The organism is Burkholderia sp. Nafp2/4-1b (assembly GCF_003635165.1).
Classification (GTDB): Bacteria; Pseudomonadota; Gammaproteobacteria; order Burkholderiales; family Burkholderiaceae; genus Burkholderia.
The window spans coordinates 1-21436 of record NZ_ML058610.1 but is presented as its reverse complement, the minus strand read 5'-3'; the positions used below and the strand labels follow the sequence as shown (position 1 = coordinate 21436).

The window sequence follows — 21436 nt, the reverse complement described above, 5'->3', positions numbered from 1 at the left end:
TTACTGGGCCGCGGAGGCCGCTGCGTGCGACGCGCCGTGCTGGTGTCCGCCGTGGCGGGCGGCCGCATCCGATGCGCTCGATGCGCCCGCTGCACCGGACGCCGCGCGGGCGCCGTGCGCACCCGACGCGCCTTTCGGCTTGTCGGCCGGGATCGTGATCTTCGAGCCTTCGCGCAGCCGGTCGGAGCCGTCGGTGACCACGCGCTCGCCGAGCGCGACGCCGCTCACGATGCTGGTGCGTTCGCCGTCGACCGGGCCGATCTTGACCTTGCGCACCGTCACCGTGTTGTCGGGCTTCACGATGTAGACGAACTGGCCGATCGAGCCGGTCAGCACGGCGGCGGTCGGCACGATCGTCGCATTGCGCATCACGTCGACGAGCAGGCGCGTGTTCACGAACTGATTCGGGAACAGCAGCCCCTCCTTGTTCGCGAAGGTCGCGCGCAGCTTGACCGTGCCGGTGCTGGTGTCGATCTGGTTGTCGAGCGTTTCGAGCGCGCCGGTTTCGAGCGGCACCGTGTTGTTGCGGTTATACGCGGTGACCGACAGCTTCTGGCCCGCGTTCACCTGCTTGACGATCTGCGGCAGGTTGTCTTCCGACGTCGTGAAGATCACGCTCATCGGCTGCTGCTGCGTGATCACGACGATCCCGTTCGTGTCGCCCGGCGTCACGTAGTTGCCGGGGTCGACCTGGCGCAGGCCGACGCGGCCCGACACCGGCGCGGTGATGCGCGCGTACGTGAGGTTCAGCTTCGCGGAATCGATCGCGGCCTGGTCGGTCTTCACCGTTCCTTCGTATTGCTTGACGAGCGATGCCTGCGTGTCGACCGTCTGCGACGCGATCGAGTCCTGCGACAGCAGCGTCTGGTAGCGCTTGAGGTCGATGCGGGCGGTCGCGAGCAGCGCCTCGTCGCGCGCGTGCGTGCCTTCGGCGTTCTCGAGCGCGACCTGGTACGGGCGCGGGTCGATCTGCGCGAGCAGGTCGCCTTTCTTGACGAACTGGCCTTCCTGGAACGCGACCGACTGCAGGTAGCCCGACAGTTGGGTCTTGACCGTCACGCTCGCGAGCGGCGTCACGGTGCCGAGCGCGGACAGCACGATCGGCATCTCGCCTTGCGTCGCGGTCGCGACCGACACGGGCTGCGGGACGTTCGCCATCGCGGCGGGGCCGCCGCGGCCGCGATGGCCGCCGCCGGCAGCGCCGCTGGCACCTGCGCTGGCCCCGGAGGCCGCGCTGCCCGCCGCAAGCGCATCGGCCGGCGTACGGTTCCACGGGTGCCACCACAGCAGGCCGCCGATGACGGCGATCGCGAGCGTCCCGATCACCAGCGTGCGGCGCGGGCGGCGGGCGGCGGGCGAAGCGGGATCCTTCGAAGGGGGCGTGGGCTTTTGTTGATTGTCCATCGTGTTTCTGTCAGGGAGACGGCGCGGCGTGCCGGGAAACGGGCGTAAAACGGGTGTAAAACGGGTGTGAAGCGGGCGTGAAGCGGCCCATGTCAAGGCGGTGCGGAAGGGCCGGCTCGGTCCGGGCCCTTCCGGTTCGCGCGGGAAAGAGCGCTGCGCACCGCGACCGCGGCGCGACGATGGGCATGATGCTACGTCCCGTCCCCGTGAGAGTCCAGCGCGCTATCTTTCAACGGGTTACGGTCGTTACAGAACGCGACAGGACGATGACGGATCGCTTACGCGGCGCTGCGCCGGGCCGGCGCGCCACCGATCTCGCGGGTGATTTTCGCGATGCATTCGTGCAGCGCCGGCACCACGTGTTCCTGCAGCCATTCGGGCGAACACTGGCTCGATGCGCCGCCGCAGTTCACCGAATAGCGCTGGCCGGACGGGCCGACGAAGCCGGCCGCGACCGCGTTCAGCCCTTCGCGCCATTCGCCGATCGCGATCGCATGGCCGGCGCGCATTGCATCCTCGAGGCCCGGTTTCAGGCGTGCCGACACGTGCGGCCAGTCGTCGCCGGCCGTCGCGCGCAGCGCGTCGAGCAGCGTGCGGCGCTCGTCGTCCTCCAGCGCCGCGAGATACGCGCGGCCGACCGCGGTGCGCGCGATGTCCATCCGCGAGCCGATCTCGAGGCGCGTGACCAGCACGGCGGAGCGCGGGCGGATCACGTCGATCGCGACCATGTCGAGCCGGTCGCGCACCGCGAGGTGCACCGACAGCGACGTGCGCTCGGCGAGCTCGATCATGAACGGCCGCGAGCGCGCGCGGATGTCGAAGTTGCGCAGGAAGCCGTGGCTCAGCTCCAGCACCGACGCGGTCAGCACGAAGCGCTCGCTGTCGGGCAGCTGGAACAGGAAGCCGGCGCTGACGAGCGTCGCCGTGATGCGCGACACGGTCGGCTTCGGGATGCCCGTCAATTCGGTCAGCTCGCGGTTGCTGACCGGGGCGTCGGCGGCCGCGATGCGACGCAGCACGGCGAGGCCGCGCGCGAGCGCGGTGATCTCGTCGGGCGACGATTCGCGGTCTCGGGGCGCGGAAGGCGTTACAGGTGTCGACACGAGGGGTTCTCTCTATTTCCGAAACTCGATTTCAATTTTGTTGGTATTGTAGGATGATTGTCAAAAGATGCATGTTCCGTGGGTGAATCGGTCATCGGATGGGATTTTACGGGTTCACCCTTGGTTTATTAGGAAAACGCTCAAATGGGCATTACCGGAAAGTGCAGGAACCGGTGCAAATACCGCTTGACTTGTCGGGCGGAAACGGAAAGAATGTCTCACGTTTTCGAAACATCGTTTCAGGAGTTTAACCGGCAACGGTGTTTCGCGCAGTCTCTCAGGTTCTAGCACGGCCCTCGGAATGGCTAGAACTTTTTTAGCGCCACGGTCTCCGTGGCGCTTTTTTTTGCCCGTTGCCTTTCCGTCGCGGGCCGGCGAGCCCGCCATCACGGCCGAAACGCAGCCGTTGCGCCACAGCGAAGTCTACCGCGTCCCCAGCCATCCTTCCCCAGATCGCCGCGTCGTCCGGCGCCGGACCATCGTTTTCGTCATTTCAATCGTCGGCTGGCCGTGCCGCCGGCCTCCGCGCGCCGTGTGCGCCGAACGTGCGGCAAATGATGCCGTCCGATCGCCGGGGACCCCCTATGCAAAAGTAGGGGGGTGACCCATCCCGGCCTTGCGTGCGCGTCCGCAGAATGCCGGTACGGGCCGTGAAAGCTTCGCGGTCCGCGTCTGCAGCAGAGCATGACGGCCAGCGCGTGTCGCTGGCGGACCCCTTGGATGGAGGTCATATGTTCAGTACCCGCGCGTGTTGCAACAGTGTGGCGGCACTGTTGCTCCTGATGTGCGCCGTTCCCTCGTTTGCCCAAACGTTTCGCGTTCAATGTCCGTTCACCACGCCGTCGCATCCGAGGGCGCTGCCGGCCGGCGGTGCGGAACCCGCCTACATCGGACCGTCCTTCACCGGGCCGACCTCAACGCCGACCGGGCGCGTCAACGGCGCCATCAAGTGCCAGCAGATCTCGGGCGGCGACGGGTACGCCACCATGGCCGACGGCACGCAGACGTATCTGTTTGCGTTCGGCCCGTTGTCCGGCATTGCCGACATCCAGGCCGGCCGCGCCGGTACGGAATTCGCGGCGGTGTTCAACACGGTCGGCGATCCGAGAACCGACCCGACCTACAACGGAGCGGTCGGCCTCGTGCCCGACCCGGAATCGTCGCCGCCGGGCCAGCTCACCGGCCACGTGGATCCGCGGCCGATCATGGATATCGGCGTGATGAACGGCAACATGCCGGCGCCCGAGATGGCGATCGACGAGGACGACGAGTTCTTCCTGACGCTCACGAACGTCGGCATGATCATGCGTCCCGACCTGTTCGAGCAGCACACGGTGCACTTCCACGGTTATCCGAATGCGTCGTCGTTCTATGACGGCGTGCCGGATGCGTCGGTGGCGATCAACATCGGCGCAAGCTTCACCTACTACTATCTCGCGCCCGATGCAGGCACCTACTTCTGGCACTGCCACATCACGCCGCCGGAGCACCTCCAGATGGGGATGGTCGGCCAGGTCTTCGTGCGGCCGCGCCAGAACCGGGTGCCGTCCGGCAGGTCGCTGTACGCCGCGCTGGTCGCGCAGCAAGGCGATCTTCGCACCCGGTGCGGCAACGACATTCTGTGCTCGACGCCCCTGCCGCCTTCGAATGGCGTGCTGCACGTCAACGACAAGAGCGGCAAGCCGACGCTCTACGCATACAACGACGGCGACGGTTCGACCGCGTACGACGTCGAGTATCCGGTGCAGATCCACGGCTTCGATCCGGACTTCCATTTCGTTGGGATGACGTTCAATCCGGAACCGTTCACCGACATGAAGGACAAGTACTTCATGCTGAACGGGCGCAGCTATCCGGACACGGTGACCCAGGGGCCGATGCAGACCCCGGTGGCCGACGGCACGGCCCATGTTTCCCAGCCGCTGCCGACCATCATCAATATCCCGGCCGGCGGCCGCGCGCTGCTCAGGATTTCCGATCTCGACGTCACCGAATTCCAGACGCTCGCGTCGCTGGGCGTGACGATGCACGTGATCGGCGTCAACGCCCGGCTGCTGCGCGACATGGCCGGCAACGACATGACTTACTACACGAACTCGATCACGCTCGGCGGCGGCGAATCCATCGACGTGATTCTCGATGCGAGCGACACGACGAAGTACGCGCCGGGGTCGGTCTACTACCTCTACACGCCGAATCTCGATCACCTGTCGAACGACGCCGAGAACTTCGGGGGGCTGATGACGGAGGTCCGCATCTGCCCCGCCGCGCTCAACCCGGCTACGAAGTCCTGCATCTAGGAGAAATATCGTGGGCCATTTCACTGATGACATCCGGACCGCAATGTGCGCGGGTGCCGGACGGCTCGTACGGCTCGCCGTGGCAATGCTTGCCGCATTGCTCTGCGGGCCGGTTCTGGCCGCCGCGCCGGGCATCACCGGCACGCATTTCGACCTGAGCGCGGAAGCAAGCCGGATCAGTCAGCCGGACGGCTCGAGCGTCTATTCGTGGGGCTACGGCTGCCGCACGGCGCCGGCGGGATTCTCGCCGGCGGGCATGACGGGCGCGAACTGCCCGAGCATGCAGATTCCCGGACCGACACTGATCGTGCGGCAGGGCGACGTGATCACGGTGACGCTCACGAACAACCTGCCCGCGGCCGCGGGCAACACGTCGATCCTGTTCCAGGGATTCCAGGTGTGCGCGGCGGCGCTCAATCCCGACGGCTCGTGTCCGGCCGCGCTCACCGGCGTGCCCGGGCTGCTCACGCGCGAGGCGGCGCACGGCAACACGGTCACCTACAGTTTCGTCGCCGCGACGCCCGGCACGCATGCGTACTACAGCGGCACACGGGGCGACCTGCAGATCGAGATGGGCCTCTATGGCGCGATCATCGTGTTGCCGACGTCGGCGCCGGGCGTGCTTGCCGTGCCGGCCGGATGCCGCGCAGTCGCCGCGACGCTGCCCGACGGCCAGCCGGACTACCGCAACGCGGCGGCGGCATACAACCATGTCTCGGCATGCTACGACCGTGAGTATCTTTTTCAGTTCTCCGAAATGGATCCGCGCATCCATGCGCAGGCCGAGCAGGAGGTCGCGAAGGCGTGCACGCTGCCGACGGGCTGCATGACCGTCGCGACCGAGCCTTATCACCCCGCGTACTTCATGATCAACGGCCGCTCGATGCCGGACGACATGGATCCGAACTATGCGATGCAGTATCCGCATCAGCCCTACAACGGCAATCCGCACATGCACCCCGGCGAGCTGGTGCTGTTGCGAATCATCGGCACGGGGCGCTGGCAGCATCCGTTCCACGAGCACGGCAATCACGTCCGCGTGCTCGCGCGCGACGGGAACCTGCTGCTTTCCAAGACGGACGCGACCAAGGTTGCCGGCCCGCTGCTGTTCACCACGACCACGACGCCGGGCGAAACCCTGGACGGCATCTTCTACTGGACCGGCAAGGGGCTCAACTGGGACGTCTACGGGCACAAGCCTGGCGACGGCAGCGTCTGCATTCCCGATGCGAACGGCTACTACACCGCGGACCCGACGGCGCCGAACTACTACGAATGGTGCGCGGACCACAACAAGGCGCTCGAAGCGCATCCGTTCGGAAACGTCGGCAGCGGCGGACCGGTCACGCTGCCCGACTCGCACATCCTGACGAACGGTGCGTGGTATGGCGGCAGTCCCTATCTCGGGCCGGATGCGACGATCCGCGCGACCTCGCCGACCGGCACGACGCCGCCGAGCGGCACGATCGCGAATCCGCCGGGAAGCGAAGCGGGCTTTGCATTCATGTGGCATTCGCACAATGAACGCGAGATCACCACGAACAACATCTTCCCGGGCGGAATGATGATGATGATGCTCGTCGATCCACAAGTCTTCGTGATCAACGAAGGCAACTAGAGGCGGGGAGAACGGAAATGCCATTCATCCAGTTCAAGGCGACGTTTCTCAGCCTGGCCAAGGCGAGCCTCGCCGCGTGCATTCTGCTGGCAGCGAGCGAGGCAACGCTCGCCCAGACCGTGAGCCTGACGGCGAAGGCCATGTCGGCCACGATGCCCGACGGCGAGATCGTGCCGATGTGGGGCTACACGTGCTCGGCGGCCGCCGTGGCGCCGGCCACCTGTGCGGCGGCCAATCCCGGCGCCGGCTCGGGCTGGTCGCCGGTGGTGATCACCGTGCCGTCGGGCGCGACGCTGACGGTCAACCTCACGAACAGTCTGCCTTCGTCCGTGCCGACGTCGCTCGTGATCGTCGGCCAGCTGGGCGGCGGTCTCGGCAAGACGGCGACGTCGACCCCGAGCCCCGTGCATCCGGCACAGACCTCGACGACCTGGCCGATCGCCGGCACCGGCAGCGGTGCGACGTTTACGCCCCCCGCGCAAGGGCCACGGGTTCAGTCGTTCTCGACCGAAGTGGCTCACGGCGCGACAACGGCGCTGACGTGGAACAACCTGCGGCCCGGCACCTACCTGATCGAATCGGGCTCCCATCCGTCGATCCAGGGGCCGATGGGCCTCTATGGCGTACTCGTGGTGCGGACGCCGCCGGCGACCGCGACGTCGCGACCGATCGCCTATCCGGGCGTGCCGTACGATGCCGACATCCCGCTCGTACTGAGCGAAATCGATCCGGTGCAGAACGCCGCGGTCGCCGCGGCCGTGGCGACTACCGGCTTCAGTGAAACCAAGGTCTGGTCCGGCCTTTCTGGCGGCTGCGGGGATTCGCACTCCTCATCGTTCGGCACCTGCTATCCGCCGGCCGTGAACTACGATCCGCGTTATTACCTGATCAACGGCGTCGCCTTCGATCGTACGCATCCTGAGCGATCGTCGTTCCCCGCAACGGCCTCCGTGTCGACCGGCCAGGTTCTCCTGCGCTTCGTCAACGCGGGCCTGCGGATGCACGTGCCGTCGGTGGTCGGCGCGCAAAGCGGCAACCCGTCGGTCTCCGGCTTCACGCTCGTCGCGGAGGACGGCAATCCGCTGCCCGGCAATCCGCGCGTGCAGTCGTCCGTATTCATGGCGGCCGGCAAGACTTACGACGTGATGATGACCGCGCCGGGCCTGAATGCGCCCGCGCTGCCGGTGTTCGACCGGCAACTGAGCCTGTCCACCAACAACCAGCGCGACGGCGGCATGCAGGCGTATCTCAGCATCAACAGCGGCGCGCTTCCGTCTGCCGGCGGCGGCGGCCAGAACGTCGTCGCCAATCCCGACAAGTACTTCCTCGTGGCGGGCAACACGCTGAGCGTGGCGGACCCCGGGAAAGGGGTGATCGCCAACGACGTCGGCGTCTATGGCGTGCAGCTCGTGACCAAGCCGGCCAACGGCACGGTGACGCTGAACCCGGACGGCACGTTCAGCTACGTGCCCAACGCCGGTGCGACTTCCGACAGTTTCGTGTATCAGGCGAACGGCAATCCCGCGGTCACCGCGACGGTGACGCTGGCCCCGTGCACGCAAGCCGCCGGCTGCCTGTCCGGTCCGCCCGTCGCCCACGACGACAGCTACACCAGCACCATCGCGTCGCGGCTGCAGATCGGCGCACCGGGCGTGCTCGTCAACGACACGGACCCGAGCGGCCTGCCGCTCGCGGCGGCCGTGGTGCCGAACAGCGCCAGCGGCGGCACGGTCACGCTGAACGCGGACGGTTCGTTCAGCGTGACGCCGGCCGCGCCGCCGGTCGGCAGCGCAACCGCGGGCGTGACCTTCAAGTACACGGCGGTCAACTCGCAGAACACGGCGAGCGCGCCCGCGACCGTTACCGTCACGTTCAAGGGCGGCAGCGGACTCGCCGTGAAGGTGCTGGACGCGCCGAGCACGGCCGCGGGCAAGACGCCCGTGCAGCTCACCGACTACCGCTGGATCATCGAGGAAGACCGCACGTTCCAGATCGACCCGGCCTGCCAGGTGAACACGACGCCGCGCCCCGCGAACTGTCCGCCGCTGCCGGTGCCGAGCCTGGGCACGAGCTTCCATTCGAGCTACATGCCGTTGATCGCGGCGGGTTGTGTCGGCACGGTGGCGTGCGAGTCGGGGCAGACGGTGTTCGATCCTGCCACCAACACGCATGTGCCCGCGGTATGCGACATCGGCGACGGCGCGTGCCGCACGAATGCCGCGCAGCAGGTGCCGGTCGATCCGAGCCAGGTTTCGCTCGATCCGGCCAAGCACTACTACATCTCGATTCTGCCGGGCGACGCGGGCAACAGTTTCTCGAACGGAGCAGGCGCACCGCAACCCGTCGACCCGAACAACCCGACCGGCGCGAAGCGGCAGTTCGACATTTCGAAGGATTGCCCGTCGGGCCCCGGCGGCGCGGATTTCGCGCCGGGCACGGGCGCCTGCGGTCACACGATGGGCGGCGCGCCGATCGCGCCGGGACAGAAGAACGTCAACGTGCTCCTGCAGGAGACGCCGCTGCAGACCGCGAAGATTTCGGTATTCGTGTTCGAGGACGACGCCCCCGTCAACGGCGAAGTGGACGTGAGCGGCGGCAACGACGCCTTCGGCACCGCGCATGAGCCGGGTCTCGGCGGGTTCGAGATCAAGCTGTTCGACGACGCCGGCGGCACCGGCGACGCCACCGGGCAGATGACCTACGACATGTTCAACATGCCGCTGTCGAATTCGCTGCAGGGCACCGTCGATCCCGCCACGGGCCTGAACGCCTGCCCGATTTCGACGACGTCGACCGACGGCCTCATCGGCATGATCCCGACCTGTCCGAAGTACGAGTCCGACGGCAAGACGCTGTCGCCGCTGGTCGGCCAGGCGGTCATCGCGAACCTGATGCCGGGACGCTATGGCGTCGTCGCGACGCCGGGCGCCGACCGGAACGGCCGCGGCGAGGAATGGCTGCAGACCAACACACTGGACGGACAGAAGGCGCACGACGCATTCATCAAGGTCGGCGGCCCGTCGTACTTCCAGGAGTTCGGGCCCGCGGGCTTCCACGTGTCGATCGGCTTCGCGAATCCGAAGATCATCAACGACCGGCTGCCGCTGGTGTGCGCCGGCACGACCTGCAACAACTCGCTCGCCGGCCGGATCACGAATCTGCACTACAGCCGTCCGCCGAACGAGAACCTGTACGGCTCGGGCTCGCGTGATTCGCTGGGCTTCACGCAGTGCTACGTGAGCGTCGGTGATACCGACGGGGAGGACATCGCCTTTACCAAGTGCAATCCGGACGGCACGTTCAGCATCAGCGGCCTGCCGGACGGCACGTTCCGCATCACGGTCTTCGATCAATGGAACGACCAGATCGTGGACGGGCTGGCGACGGCGACGCAGTTGAAGGGCGGACAGTCCAAGAACCTCGGCGACATCCCCGTGCTGCAGTGGCATACGAATCTGTATACGCGGACCTTCTTCGACCAGAACGGCGACGGCGTGTCGCAGGACAACGAGGCCGGGCTCGCGCTCGTGCCGACCAACATCCGATTCCGCGACGGGAGCTATTCGAACTTCAACAACACGGACCTGAACGGCTTCGCCGGATTCAACGAAGTGTTCCCGCTGTTCAATTGGTATGTGGCCGAAGCCGACACGACGCGCTACAAACAGACGGGCGTGCACGTGGTGTATGACGCGGGCGGTCCGGTCGACGGCACGCCTGGCGGAGGCAACTCGAACATCGCGGCGAATTTCGCGAACACGGTCGAATCGTCGACGGCGCATCTGCCGACGAACCTGCGCGTGCCGGGCGCCAAGTACTGCAACGACGCGGACTGCACCGACCAGTCCGGCACGAACCCGTCGACCGCGCGGATCGACCCGCCGTGGGTGACGACCGAAGGCTGGCAAGGCTTCTCCGGCCAGAATTCGTTCATCGAGTTCGGCAAGAAGCCGTTCGGCCCGACCGAGAACGGCGGCATCAAGGGCGAGATGATCTACGCGTCGACGCGGCCGTTCGACGACCCGGCGCTGCTCATTCACACGAGCTGGACGCCGAACATTCCGAACGTGACGGTCAACCTGTACCGGGAGGACACGGCAACCGACGGTACGACGACGCTCGCGCTCGTCGATACGACGAAGACGAGCAGCTGGGACGACTGGGCGCAGGGCTTCCGCACCGACGGCATGCCGAACATGAACTGCCCGGGGCAGGAGGCGAGCGACCCGTTCTTCTTCACGCTGAAGGACAGCCCGCAGTGGCTCGACCCGACGCATCGCGCGTTGCCCGCGCACTCGCAATTCAAGTGCTATGACGGCATGCATGCGTTCAACCAGGTGCAGCCCGCGCCATACGACGGGATGTACCAGTTCCCGAGCGTGACGACGCGCGATCCGTCGACGGGCCTGCCGACGGGCACGAACTGCACGATCTGCGTGGCGAATCCGTCGGGAGACGGCACGCGGATGCTGCCGACCGGGAAATACGTCGTCGAGGTGGTGGTGCCGCCGGGCTACGAGCTCGTGAAGGAGGAGGACAAGAACATCCTGATCGGCGACAACTACATCGCCCCGGTGACGCAGCAGTTCGGCGGTCTCGGCAACATCTTCATCCTGCCCGACCAGGCCGCGATGAATTCGACCTTCAACCCGAACAATGCGCAGAACCCGACGTCCGATCTCGGTTCGTCGCCCCGGCACGAAGGCGACACGGGCAGCGTCGAGACGTTCTGGCCGTGCGTCGGCGCATTGCGCATCGTGCCGGACTACATCAGCCTGTTCCCGGGCTCGAAGGAGGTCGCGCCGTTCGCGGGTGCATCCCGCCACCTGTGCGACCGCAAGGAGGTCACGCTCACGAACGAAATGTCGGTGCTGGCGAAGTTCTGGCTGTTCAGCTCGACCCATGTCGCCGCGCACTTCACCGGCTTCATGCTCGACGACTTCTCGTCCGAGTTCGACCCGTACTCGCCGCAGTTCGGCGAGAAGTTCGCCGTGCCGAACGTGCCGATCTCGATCAAGGATTTCGGCGGCAATGAAGTCACGCGCATCTATTCGGACTCCTGGGGCATCTTCAACGGGTTGAACTATTCGACGTGGCAGGTCAATCCGCCGAATCCGACCGGCTATGCGCCGACGATGATGGTCGCGTGCATGAACGATCCGGACATGCCCGACCCCGCGCATCCGGGGAAGACGATGCGTGATCCGTTGTTCAACCCGGCATACAGCCAGTTCTGCTACGAGATCCCGTTCATGCCCGGACAGACCCAGTACATGGACACGCCGGTGGTGCCGGTCCAGGCGTTCGCGTCCGGCTACAACCCGCCCGACTGCGCGTACCCGGACGGCACGCCCGCGATCGCCAGCGTGACCGGCGACGCGAGCGGCGGCGGCGCGGGCCCGTGGGTCGGCGCGGTCGGTCACCAGCTGACGATCAAGGCGCTCGGCGACCAGGTCGTGCCGAACAACGCGTACAACGGGCCGGGCGCGACCGCTGCGCCGTACAACCAGAAGTTCGTCAAGCGCCATTACGGCTTCGGTCAGGCGCAAGGCAAGGTCACGATCGGCGGCAAGGTGGCGTCGGTGCTGTCATGGACCGACTCGGAGATCCACGTCGCCGTGACGTCGCTGGTCGGCTCGAGCTGCACGGTTCAGCAGAGCGGCGTGCTGACGCCGACGTCCTGCGGCGAACTGGTCGTCACGACCGCCAGCGGCAAGAACACGATCGACACGGTCACCGTGACGGTAGGGGGCAAGGCGCCGACTTACGTGAACGGCGAGAACGCGACCAACGACGCGATCCAGACCGCGATCGACAACGCGACCCCGGGCGACCTGATCATCGTCGGTCCGGGCACCTACAACGAAATGGTCGTGATGTGGAAGCCGGTGCGGCTGCAGGGCGTCGGCGCGCCGTCCGTGGTGATCAATGCGAACACGCATCCGTCGGGCAAGATGGACGCGTGGCGCAGGAAGGTCGACTGCCTGTTCGGCGTCGCGGTCAACGGCGCGATGATCTCGTCCTCGAACCCGTACGACCCGAGCGGCACGTACACGTGCCCGACGGCGATGCAACGCAAGGTCGACCCGATCCCGTTCGAGCCGACCGTGGGGTGGGACTCGACCCTGAACGGCAATCTCGGCGAAATGCTGCTCGAGCCGACGCTGATGGGCGCGTACGAAGGCGCCGGCATCACGGTGCTCGGCAAGGGCGTGAGGGACGTGCTGGTACGCGGCGTGCCGCAGGCCGACCCGAACTGCGTCGCGAACGGCATTTGCGTGCCGCTCACGGGCAGCCCGCGGGATTGCAGGAATAACCCGAGCAACTTCCTGTGCAATCCGTCGCGCATCGACGGCATCACGGTCACGAACAGCTCGCAAGGCGGCGGCGGGATTTTCCTGCACGGCTGGAACCATCTGATGGAGGTGTCGAACAACCGTGTGTTCTCGAACGCCGGGACGCTCGCGGGCGGCATCTCGGTCGGCCAGGTCGAAGTGCCGGACGGCACGATCGCGGCCAACGGGATCACCCAGCTTCCGTTCGGCTTCAACAAGGACGTGAACGTGCACCACAATTCGGTGACGTCGAACGCGGCGTACGGCGATGAAATCAATTCGAGCACACCGTCGTCGGCCGGCGGCGTCGTGTTCTGCTCGGGCGCCGACAACTACCACTTCAACTACAACTGGGTGTGCGGCAACATGAGCAGCGGCGACGGCGGAGGCATCGCGCACTTCGGCTTCAGCTATGCCGGCGACATTTCGCACAACTGGGTGCTGTTCAACCAGAGCAACAACCCGACACTGCCGACCTACGGCGGCGGCATCATCGCGCAGGGCGTGCCGCCGGACGGCACCTTCTGCGAGAACTCGACGGTCGACGTCGACTGCGCGCCGCAACTGTCCGACGGTATCGGGCCGCAACTGGTGATCGACGGCAACCTGATCATGGGCAACACGGCGGAGAGCGGCAAGGGCGGCGGGCTGCGGCTGCAGCAGGTGAACGGCACGGACGTACAGCGCAGCCCCGGCAACGCGGCGAACTGGTACGCGGTTCGCGTGATCAACAACATCATCGCGAACAACGTCGCGGGCTGGGGCGGCGGCGGCGTGTCGCTGCAGGACGCGGTGCGCGTGAGCTTCGTCAACAACACCGTGATGTCGAACGACGCGACGGCGTCCTCCGGCGTGCTGTTCAACACGGACGCGGCTACCCAGGCGAACGTCGGGCCGCCGAACTGCACCACGGTCGGCGCGCAAACGACGTGCAACCCGATCACGACGTCGACGTACCAGCCTGCCGGGCTCGAGACCGCGCGGCATACGGCGAACTTCGTGACGGCGTTCACCAACGCCGGGGTGGCGTGTCCGGCGGGCCTGGCGAACTGCACGACGTTCTCGAACCCGGTGCTGACCAACAACGTGTTCTGGCAGAACCGCACGTTCTTCATCACGGTGTCCGGAGCGAATCCGAACATTCCCGGGCTGCAGAACACGGTGACGTTGAACCCGACGTTGAACCAGGCGGGGCATGCGACAGGCTATTGCGATTCGCACGCGGTGTATTGGGATATCGGCGCGTATGGCGACACGAGCCCGAGCAAGCATGATTCGGGTCTTACGCTGAGCCCGCGGTATTCGATCCTGACGGATGTGGGCGACTACCCGGGCGCGAACAACAGCGGGGCCGACCCGGCAGTCGTGAGCCAGTACTGCAATGGCGCACGCGTGCCGCCGGAAGGAGGCGGAAACGGGTTCGCGGTGCCGCCCGGCATCTCGGACACGATCCTGCCGAACCCGCTGTTCACCCTGCTGCCGTCGGCCGTGCCGGATGAGGGCAACCAGTGGATCAACATGTCGTACGGCCCGCTGTCGCTGTTCAACATGTCGATCGTGTCCGGCAGTACCGGTTACGGCGTCCTGCTCGGCAACTACTCGCCGCGCGCAGGTTCGCCCGCGATCAACGCAGGAACGCCGACGGGCGCGCCGAATCATGATTTCTTCGGCACGACGCGTCCGCAACAGGGGAAGTACGACATCGGTGCGGTCGAATTCCTGCCGTCCGGCATCGTGGGCGGCCTGCCGATCGATCCGCTGGCGCTCGGCACGGCGCTGACCGGCGTCGTGGGCGGCCTGCCGATTCCCCCGCTGGCGGTGCCGACCGTACCGGCCGGCGCGGTGGGCGGCCTGCCGATCGCGCCGCCGGCGGCGCCGAACGTGCCGGCCGGCATCGTGGGCGGCCTGCCGGTCCATCCGCTTGGGCTCGGCACGGCGCTGAATCGACCGTAAAAAGGGGGGGGGCCATGAACCGTTCACGTTTGCTGTACAGGCGCGCGGCGCTTTACGCCGTCGCCGCCTGTCTGGCCGCCGCGGCCGTCGCAGAGCCGGCCGCGGCGCAGCAGGGCGCGGCTGCCGCGCCCGGCGCGGGTGCGAGGCATTCGCCATACCGGCCGGGCCTCCCGGGGCGCGCGAGGACCTACTACATGATGACGAGGGGGATCGACAACCTGAAGGTGCACCGCATCTCATCGGACAACCTGATCCGCTTCAGCTATCGCGTGACCGATCCCGCCGCCGCGAAGCGGCTCGCCGACAGGAGCGCGACGCCGTATCTGTACGGGCAGGCGAGTCACGCGCTGCTGGAGGTGCCGGTGATGGACAAGGTCGGCCAGTTGCGGCAAAGCGGCCGGCTCGAGGCCGGCCGCGAATACTGGATGGTGTTTTCGAACAAGGGCAACGTCGTCAAGGTCGGCGAACGCGTGAACGTGATCATCGGATCGTTGCATATCGACGGGCTGCTGGTCGAATGACGATGCGGCCGCGATTCGCGGCACAGGGACAGGAGAAGACTCATGACCCGGTTTCTTTCGGTAGTGATTGGGGCGGCCTCGCTGGCCGGTTTGCTCGCATCGGCGCCCGCTTCGATCGCGGCCTCGGCGGCAGGCACCGCCCAGGCCGGGGCGGCATCGGCGGGGCGCGCGAGCGCCGCGCAGATCGTCGAGCGCAACGTGGCGGCGCGCGGCGGGCTGCAAGCCTGGCGCACGGTCAGCACGCTGACGATGTCGGGGCTGATGGAGGCCGGCGGCAAGAAGAACACCGCGCTGCCGTTCGTGATGACGATGAAGCGTCCGCACAAGAGCCGCTTCGAAGTCCGCTTCAACGGGCAGACGGCGTTCCAGGTCTATGACGGTGCGCAGGGCTGGAAAGTCCGGCCATTTCTCGGCCGTGACGAAGTCGAGCCCTATACGCCGACCGAGGCGAAATCGGCGGCGCAGTCCGCGGAACTGGACGGGCCGCTCGTCGATTACGCGAGCAAGGGCAGCACGGTTCAGCTGCTCGGCTCGGAAACGGTGGAAGGGCATCGCGCGTACGTGCTGAAAGTGACGACGAAAGAGCGGGCGGAGCGTCGCGTGTGGATCGATGCGGCAACGTTCCTCGAGCTGAAGATCGACGGCGAGCCGCGCGTGCTCGACGGCAAGATGCACGGCGTCTCCGTGTTCTTTCGCGACTTCCGGAAGGAAGGGGGGATCGTCGTACCGCATACGCTCGAGACGGCCGTTGCCGGCGTGAAGGGAACGCACAAGTTGACGATCGATCACGTGGCGGTGAATCAGCCGGTGGACGATGCATCGTTCGGCAAGCCGCAGCGCGGTGCGGCCACGGTGACGAGCCGCTAGCCGACAATCGGGCGAGGATCGGGGCCATGAAGCGAATCGAATCGTGGGTGCTCGCCGGCTGCATGGCGGCAGCCTTGTGCGCGTGCAAGCAAGTACCGGGGCAGGGTCTCACCGCGGACCAGATCGTCGAGAAGAATGTCGCCGCGCGGGGCGGGCTCGATGCGTGGCGCAAGGTCCGGACGATGGTCTGGTTCGGCCATGTCGACAGTGCCAACACCCCCGTGCGGGACATGCCGTTCGTCCTCGCGATGAAGCGCCCGAACAAGACGCGCTTCGAGTTGACGGTATTGAACGACAAGAGTGTGCGCGTCTTCGACGGCAGGGAAGGCTGGAAGCTGGGCGCGAGTCCGCGGCCGTATTCGATCGAAGAGGTCAGGTCGGCGCGTGAAGAGCAGGTGATCGACGGCCCGCTGATCGATCATGAAGCGAAGGGCGTCGGCGTGACGCTGGAAGGGGTCGACCCGATCGGCGGGCACGATGCATACCGCCTCGCGGTGACGCTGCCGTCCGGCGCGGTTCGCCATGTGTGGATCGATGGTCGCACGTTCCTGGACGTGAAGTTCGACCGTCAGTTGCATGGCCCGCGCGGCACGGTCACCGTCGAAGTGAGCTACAGCGATTTCAAAAGTGTCGACGGCCTGCAGATCCCGCTCAGGATCGAAAGCCACACGGTGGCTTCCCCGAACAAGGACACGCTGGTCATCGACAAGGTGGCGCTGAATCCGCCGCTCGCCGATGCGATCTTCACCCGGCCCATGTCGCCCGGCGGACGCCGTTCGGTCGCGATCGATGCGAGCGTGTCGCCGGCGCCGCCGGGTACCGGCCTGCCGACGCCACGGCCATGAGCGGCATCCGGCTGCCACGGCTGCTGCGGCGGGCTCTCGCGGCGGCGCGTCCGCTTGTCGCGAGCCGGCGGCTGGCGCGCTGGATGTTGCTGGCCGCGCTGTGCGTGCCCACTGGTTACGCGCGCTGCGACGAGGTGGCGGCCGAGCCTGTCGCGTCCGCGCCCGTCGCGCCGGCGGACGCGGGCGAGGCGATCTTCCAGCGCGGCATCCTCGGTTCGGGCGCGCCGCTCGAAGCCGTGCATCCGGACGGCGTGCGCCTGCGTGGCGCGGCCGCCGCGTGCATCAATTGCCACCGGCGCAGCGGCCTCGGCTCGAAGGAAGGCAACAACACGGTCCCGCCAATCACGTGGCGCTATCTCTCCCATCCTCGCGCGCAAACCGGCGAGGATCTCGACATCCCGTACGTTTCAGGCATGCGCACCGATCGCGAACCGTACACCGAGGAACGGCTCGCGCGGGCCGTGCGCGACGGGACCGACCCGGATGGCCGGCCGCTCGGCAGGCTGATGCCGCAGTACGCGCTTGGCGATGCCGACATGGCTGCGCTGACGGCCTATCTGAAGCGTCTCGATCGCCGCCGGCCGTCGGGTGTGACCGATACGGTGCTGCATTTCGCGACGATCGTCACGCCCGATGCGGACCCGGTGAAGCGGGCGGGCATGCTCGACGTGCTGCAGCACTACTTCGCGGACAAGAACGCCTTTCCGATCGGCGCGACGCCGCCGCTGCGCTCGACGCGAAAAATGATGTTCATGGTCAATCGGCGCTGGGAGCTGCACGTCTGGTCGCTCACGGGCCCGCCCGACACATGGCATGAACAGCTCAGGCAGTATTTCGCCCGACAGCCGGTGCTGGCCGTCGTGTCGGGCATCGGCGGCGGGAACTGGGCGCCCGTTCACGACTTCTGCGAACAGGAGGCCGTGCCGTGCCTGTTTCCGAACGTCGAGGTGCCGGTCGAGACCGATCACGATTTCTATTCCGTGTACTTCTCGCGCGGCGTACTGCTCGAGTCGGACCTGATCGCGAAGCGCATCCTGGATGAAGCCGCCGCGCGGCCGGCGTCCCGGGCGGTGAAGACGGTCCGGCAGGTCTATCGCGGGGGCGACAACGGCGAGCGGGGCGCACAGGCGCTGGCCGCCGCGCTGAAGGCCCACGGCATCGCGGTGTCGAATCGCGCGCTCGCGCCTCGCGAGGGTGTCGCGCATGCGTTGCACGGGATCACGCGCGACGATGTGCTCGTGCTGTGGCTGCGGCCGCCCGACCTCGCGGCGCTCGAGCATGTGTCGCCCGTGTCGGACACGGTGTTCATGTCGGGGCTGCTCGGCGGGCTCGACAGTACGCCGCTGCCGACGCGCTGGCGCGGCATGACGCGCGTCGCCTATCCGTTCGACTTGCCCGAAGCGCGGCGCGTGCGCGTCGACTACGCGTTCGGCTGGTTCACGATCCGGCACATCCCGATGGTCGCGCCGCAGGTGCAGGCAGACACGTATCTCGCATGCGGCCTGCTCGCCGAGACGCTGAGCCACCTCGTCGATGCGTTCGTGGGCGAGTATCTCGTCGAGCGCATCGAGGACATGCTCGAACGTCGCATCCTGACCGGCTACTACCCGCGCCTCACGCTCGCGCCCGGGCAGCGCTTCGCATCGAAGGGCGGCTATATCGTGCGGTTCGCCGGGCCCGATCGTGCGCGGCTTGCCGCCGACGGCGGCTGGATCGTCCCCTGAGCGGCTGCGCGCGTCGAGATGGAGTAGGAATCAGACCGCGCATGGAGGAGGTGTCCCCATGCCGGTTTTCGCGGGCGCTTCGCACAATGAAGGCATTGCGCGAGGTTCCGGCCCGGCGCGGGTCACACGGCGTGAGGAGGGAAACAGTCATGACAACGCTTCTTGTCGGGCATGACGCGCGCCGTCGCTGGGCGCATCGCGGCTGGATGATCGTGGTCGCGGCACTCGCGATGCTGCAGGCGTCCGTCGCGCACGCGCTGCCGATCTTCGCCCGACAGACCGGGCAGAGCTGCGTCGCCTGCCATGCCGGCGGACAGTTTCCCGAACTGACGCCGTACGGGCGCATGTTCAAGCTGAACGGCTATACGTTCGGCGAACGCACGATTCCGGTTGCCGCGATGGCGGTAGGCGATCTGACCAAGACGCGCTACAACAGCGACACGAGCGGCAATCCGGTCAGTCCCAAGGACGGCCTGCCGATCTTCGACTTCGCGAGCGTGTTCCTCGCCGGCAAGATCACCGATCATCTCGGCGGCTTCGCGCAATTCACCTATGCGAACTACGATCATCAGGATGCCAACGGAAAATGGAAAGGGTGGTGGGCATCGGACAACACCGACTTCCGCTTCGTCGACCGGATCATCTCGCCCGCCAACGACCTGATCCTCGGCCTGACGCTGCATAACAACCCGACCGTTCAGGACGTGTTCAACACCGCGCCGGCCTGGAGCTATCCGTACATCGGCTCGGCGATCAGCCCGGTTGGCGGCGTTCCGGTTACGCCGATGATCGAGGGCGGGCTCGCGATGCAGGTCGTCGGCATGGGCGGGTACCTGTACTGGAACAAGACGGTCTATGCGGAGCTGACCGCCTACAGCACGGCCGACGGCATCTGGTCATTCCTGAGCAAGGGCAACCACGCGGGCAACCCGGACCACCCGCAGGTCTACCTGCGGGGCTACAACCCGTATGCGCGCATCGCACTGACGCGCGACTGGGGGCCGCACAGCCTGATGGTCGGCGCATTCGGGTTGAGCGTCGACATCTATCCGAACGACCCGAACAGCTTCCCGATCTTCGGCACGGGTGTGACGCGCTATCGTGACTACGGTTTCGACACGCAGTATCAGTACCTGCTGGAGCCGCACACGATCACCGCGCAGGCGCGCTACGTACGTGAAAACATTCACGATCCGAACAATTTCGTCGTGAGCGACAACTCGGCCGCGAACCTGAATTCGCTGCGGCTCAAGGCGTCATACGTGTACCAGTCCAAGTATGGCGTCAGCCTGTCGTTCTTCAATACGACGGGCACCGCCGACAGCACGGCCTATGCGGCGAGCGCGAACTTCCATCCGAATTCGCAGGGCTGGACGCCCGAGATATTCTGGATTCCGGATCAACACATTCGCGTCGGCATCCAGTACACGCACTTCACCAAGTTCCTCGGCGCGACGACCAACTACGACGGCAACGGACGCAATGCAAGGGACAACGACACGCTGTTCATCTATCTATGGATCGCGTCGTTCTGACATCCGGCGGGACACTGGACGTGGCCGACGTCGCGGACGTCGCGGACGTCGCGGCAGGGAGAGCACTGAAATGAACAAGCTGACCCATTTCGCTTCGCTTGCGCTGGTGCTGGCGGCAGCGGGTTGTCACGACCTCGAGCGGTCGCGGGAAGTCGACAATCCGTCCGTGTCGGGCAAGACCATCGCGCTGCAGGTGTGCTCGAACTGTCACGGCGCGACCGGCGTGTCGGTATCGCCGATGTTTCCGAAGCTTGCCGGACAGGGCAAGGAATACCTCGTCGATCAACTGACGGATTTCAAGCATCACGCGCGCACCGATCCGAACGCGAAGCGGTTCATGTGGGGCTTCACGCATCTGACCGACGCGCAGATCGACGAGCTGGCAGTTTATTTTTCGAGCCAGCCGGCGACGCTCGGCGCGACCGGCGACCCTGCGCTCGTCGAAGCGGGCCGGGCGATCTTCATGGCGGGCCTGCCGGACAAGGGCGTCGCCGCATGCATCGGATGCCACGGCCAGCATGGCGAGGGGCAGAGCGCGTTTCCGCGTCTTGCCGGCCAGCACGCGGACTACGTGATCAAGCAGCTTCGCGTGTTCCGCGAGACCGATACGCGGCCGCGCGGCGCGGTCATGAAGGAGGTGTGCGGGAACATGAGCGAGCAGGACATGCGCGCGGTCGCGGCTTTCGTCGAAGCGTTTCCGGAGACGGGCGACGCATCGGCGAGTAAGCCGGCCAGTGAATGAGCTGACGGCGGTCGTGGCGCCGCGCGTGCGAGCACCCAGGCCGCACCGGCCGCACAGGCCGCAGGCACGCACGACGGACCGGCCGGAATCGTTTCGGTGCACCGTCTCCCCCGGGGCGGGGCGCCGCTTTTTATTCGAGAGGCGGGTTCGTTCCCGAGCACCATGAAAACCATCCGATTCACGCGCAGCGGCACGGTGCCCGCTGCGAGCCTGCCGTACCGGCACCGCCGCAGGTCGCGCGTCGACGTGCATGGCACGCGCTTTTCATTCGTCGCGCGCCTGTCGGTCATCGACTGGCTGTTCGCGCTGGCCCTCGTGGTCGGCGCGGGCCATGCGTTCGTGCATTACAACGAACACGTGAATGACTACGACAAGGCGGTGCTGATCGGCACGGTGCCGGCGCTTGTCGTGCTCGGCTGGCGCTGGAAGCCCGCGCGGCTGATGATGGCGTCGATCGCGGTGCTGTCTCTGCTGTCGATCCAGATCTAC

At 66.6% G+C, this 21436-nt stretch carries 11 protein-coding genes and 1 pseudogene; 10 read left to right on the top strand and 2 right to left on the bottom strand.

Translation table 11 applies throughout. The annotated features are described in order from the left end of the window. Entirely contained in the window at nt 1–1404 is a 1404-nt protein-coding gene (locus tag C7H84_RS20115; protein WP_121860441.1) for an MdtA/MuxA family multidrug efflux RND transporter periplasmic adaptor subunit, read from the bottom strand. 278 nt (nt 1405–1682) lie between these two features. Further along, entirely contained in the window at nt 1683–2507 is an 825-nt protein-coding gene (locus C7H84_RS20110; RefSeq protein WP_121860440.1) for an IclR family transcriptional regulator, read from the bottom strand. Nucleotides 2508–3238: 731 nt separating this feature from the next. Here C7H84_RS20110 and C7H84_RS20105 point away from each other — a divergent pair. From C7H84_RS20105 to C7H84_RS20060, 10 genes and pseudogenes are all read left to right on the top strand, one after another. Beyond that, nucleotides 3239–4807, top strand: a complete 1569-nt coding sequence (locus tag C7H84_RS20105) for a multicopper oxidase family protein (RefSeq protein WP_121860439.1) — start codon at nt 3239–3241, stop codon at nt 4805–4807. An 85-nt stretch (nt 4808–4892) separates the two neighbouring features. Then, on the top strand, nt 4893–6425 hold the full coding sequence (locus C7H84_RS20100) for a multicopper oxidase family protein (protein WP_240462064.1): 1533 nt from the start codon (nt 4893–4895) through the stop codon (nt 6423–6425). Nucleotides 6426–6442: 17 nt separating this feature from the next. After that, nucleotides 6443–14713, top strand: coding sequence for an Ig-like domain-containing protein (locus C7H84_RS20095; RefSeq protein ID WP_162999331.1), 8271 nt, complete (start codon nt 6443–6445; stop codon nt 14711–14713). 14 nt (nt 14714–14727) lie between these two features. Further along, complete coding sequence (locus C7H84_RS20090; protein WP_121860437.1) at nt 14728–15234, top strand: hypothetical protein; 507 nt, start codon at nt 14728–14730, stop codon at nt 15232–15234. Nucleotides 15235–15276: 42 nt separating this feature from the next. Further along, nucleotides 15277–16101, top strand: coding sequence for an outer membrane lipoprotein-sorting protein (locus C7H84_RS20085; RefSeq protein WP_240462060.1), 825 nt, complete (start codon nt 15277–15279; stop codon nt 16099–16101). Nucleotides 16102–16127: 26 nt separating this feature from the next. Next, nucleotides 16128–16946: a hypothetical protein gene (locus C7H84_RS20080; RefSeq protein ID WP_121860436.1), complete on the top strand. Its 819-nt coding sequence runs from the start codon at nt 16128–16130 to the stop codon at nt 16944–16946. Further along, nucleotides 16943–18670, top strand: a complete 1728-nt coding sequence (locus C7H84_RS20075) for a cytochrome c (RefSeq protein ID WP_121860435.1) — start codon at nt 16943–16945, stop codon at nt 18668–18670. Before C7H84_RS20080 ends, C7H84_RS20075 begins: the two co-directional genes overlap by 4 nt. Before the next feature lie 149 nt (nt 18671–18819). Continuing rightward, nucleotides 18820–20205: a cytochrome C gene (locus C7H84_RS20070; RefSeq protein WP_162999330.1), complete on the top strand. Its 1386-nt coding sequence runs from the start codon at nt 18820–18822 to the stop codon at nt 20203–20205. A gap of 70 nt (nt 20206–20275) precedes the next feature. Continuing rightward, nucleotides 20276–20947, top strand: coding sequence for a c-type cytochrome (locus C7H84_RS20065; RefSeq protein WP_121860434.1), 672 nt, complete (start codon nt 20276–20278; stop codon nt 20945–20947). A 162-nt stretch (nt 20948–21109) separates the two neighbouring features. Continuing rightward, a pseudogene (locus tag C7H84_RS20060) lies at nt 21110–21436 on the top strand (hypothetical protein); the annotation flags it as partial.

What these genes read in the sequence shown, in the direction of transcription:
- C7H84_RS20115 (WP_121860441.1), bottom strand. Translation starts at nt 1,404, where the DNA reads ATGGACAATCAACAAAAGCCCACGCCCCCTTCGAAGGATCCCGCTTCG.
- C7H84_RS20105 (WP_121860439.1), top strand. Translation starts at nt 3,239, where the DNA reads ATGTTCAGTACCCGCGCGTGTTGCAACAGTGTGGCGGCACTGTTGCTC.
- C7H84_RS20100 (WP_240462064.1), top strand. Translation starts at nt 4,893, where the DNA reads ATGCTTGCCGCATTGCTCTGCGGGCCGGTTCTGGCCGCCGCGCCGGGC.
- C7H84_RS20095 (WP_162999331.1), top strand. Translation starts at nt 6,443, where the DNA reads ATGCCATTCATCCAGTTCAAGGCGACGTTTCTCAGCCTGGCCAAGGCG.
- C7H84_RS20090 (WP_121860437.1), top strand. Translation starts at nt 14,728, where the DNA reads ATGAACCGTTCACGTTTGCTGTACAGGCGCGCGGCGCTTTACGCCGTC.
- C7H84_RS20085 (WP_240462060.1), top strand. Translation starts at nt 15,277, where the DNA reads ATGACCCGGTTTCTTTCGGTAGTGATTGGGGCGGCCTCGCTGGCCGGT.
- C7H84_RS20080 (WP_121860436.1), top strand. Translation starts at nt 16,128, where the DNA reads ATGAAGCGAATCGAATCGTGGGTGCTCGCCGGCTGCATGGCGGCAGCC.
- C7H84_RS20075 (WP_121860435.1), top strand. Translation starts at nt 16,943, where the DNA reads ATGAGCGGCATCCGGCTGCCACGGCTGCTGCGGCGGGCTCTCGCGGCG.
- C7H84_RS20070 (WP_162999330.1), top strand. Translation starts at nt 18,820, where the DNA reads ATGACAACGCTTCTTGTCGGGCATGACGCGCGCCGTCGCTGGGCGCAT.
- C7H84_RS20065 (WP_121860434.1), top strand. Translation starts at nt 20,276, where the DNA reads ATGAACAAGCTGACCCATTTCGCTTCGCTTGCGCTGGTGCTGGCGGCA.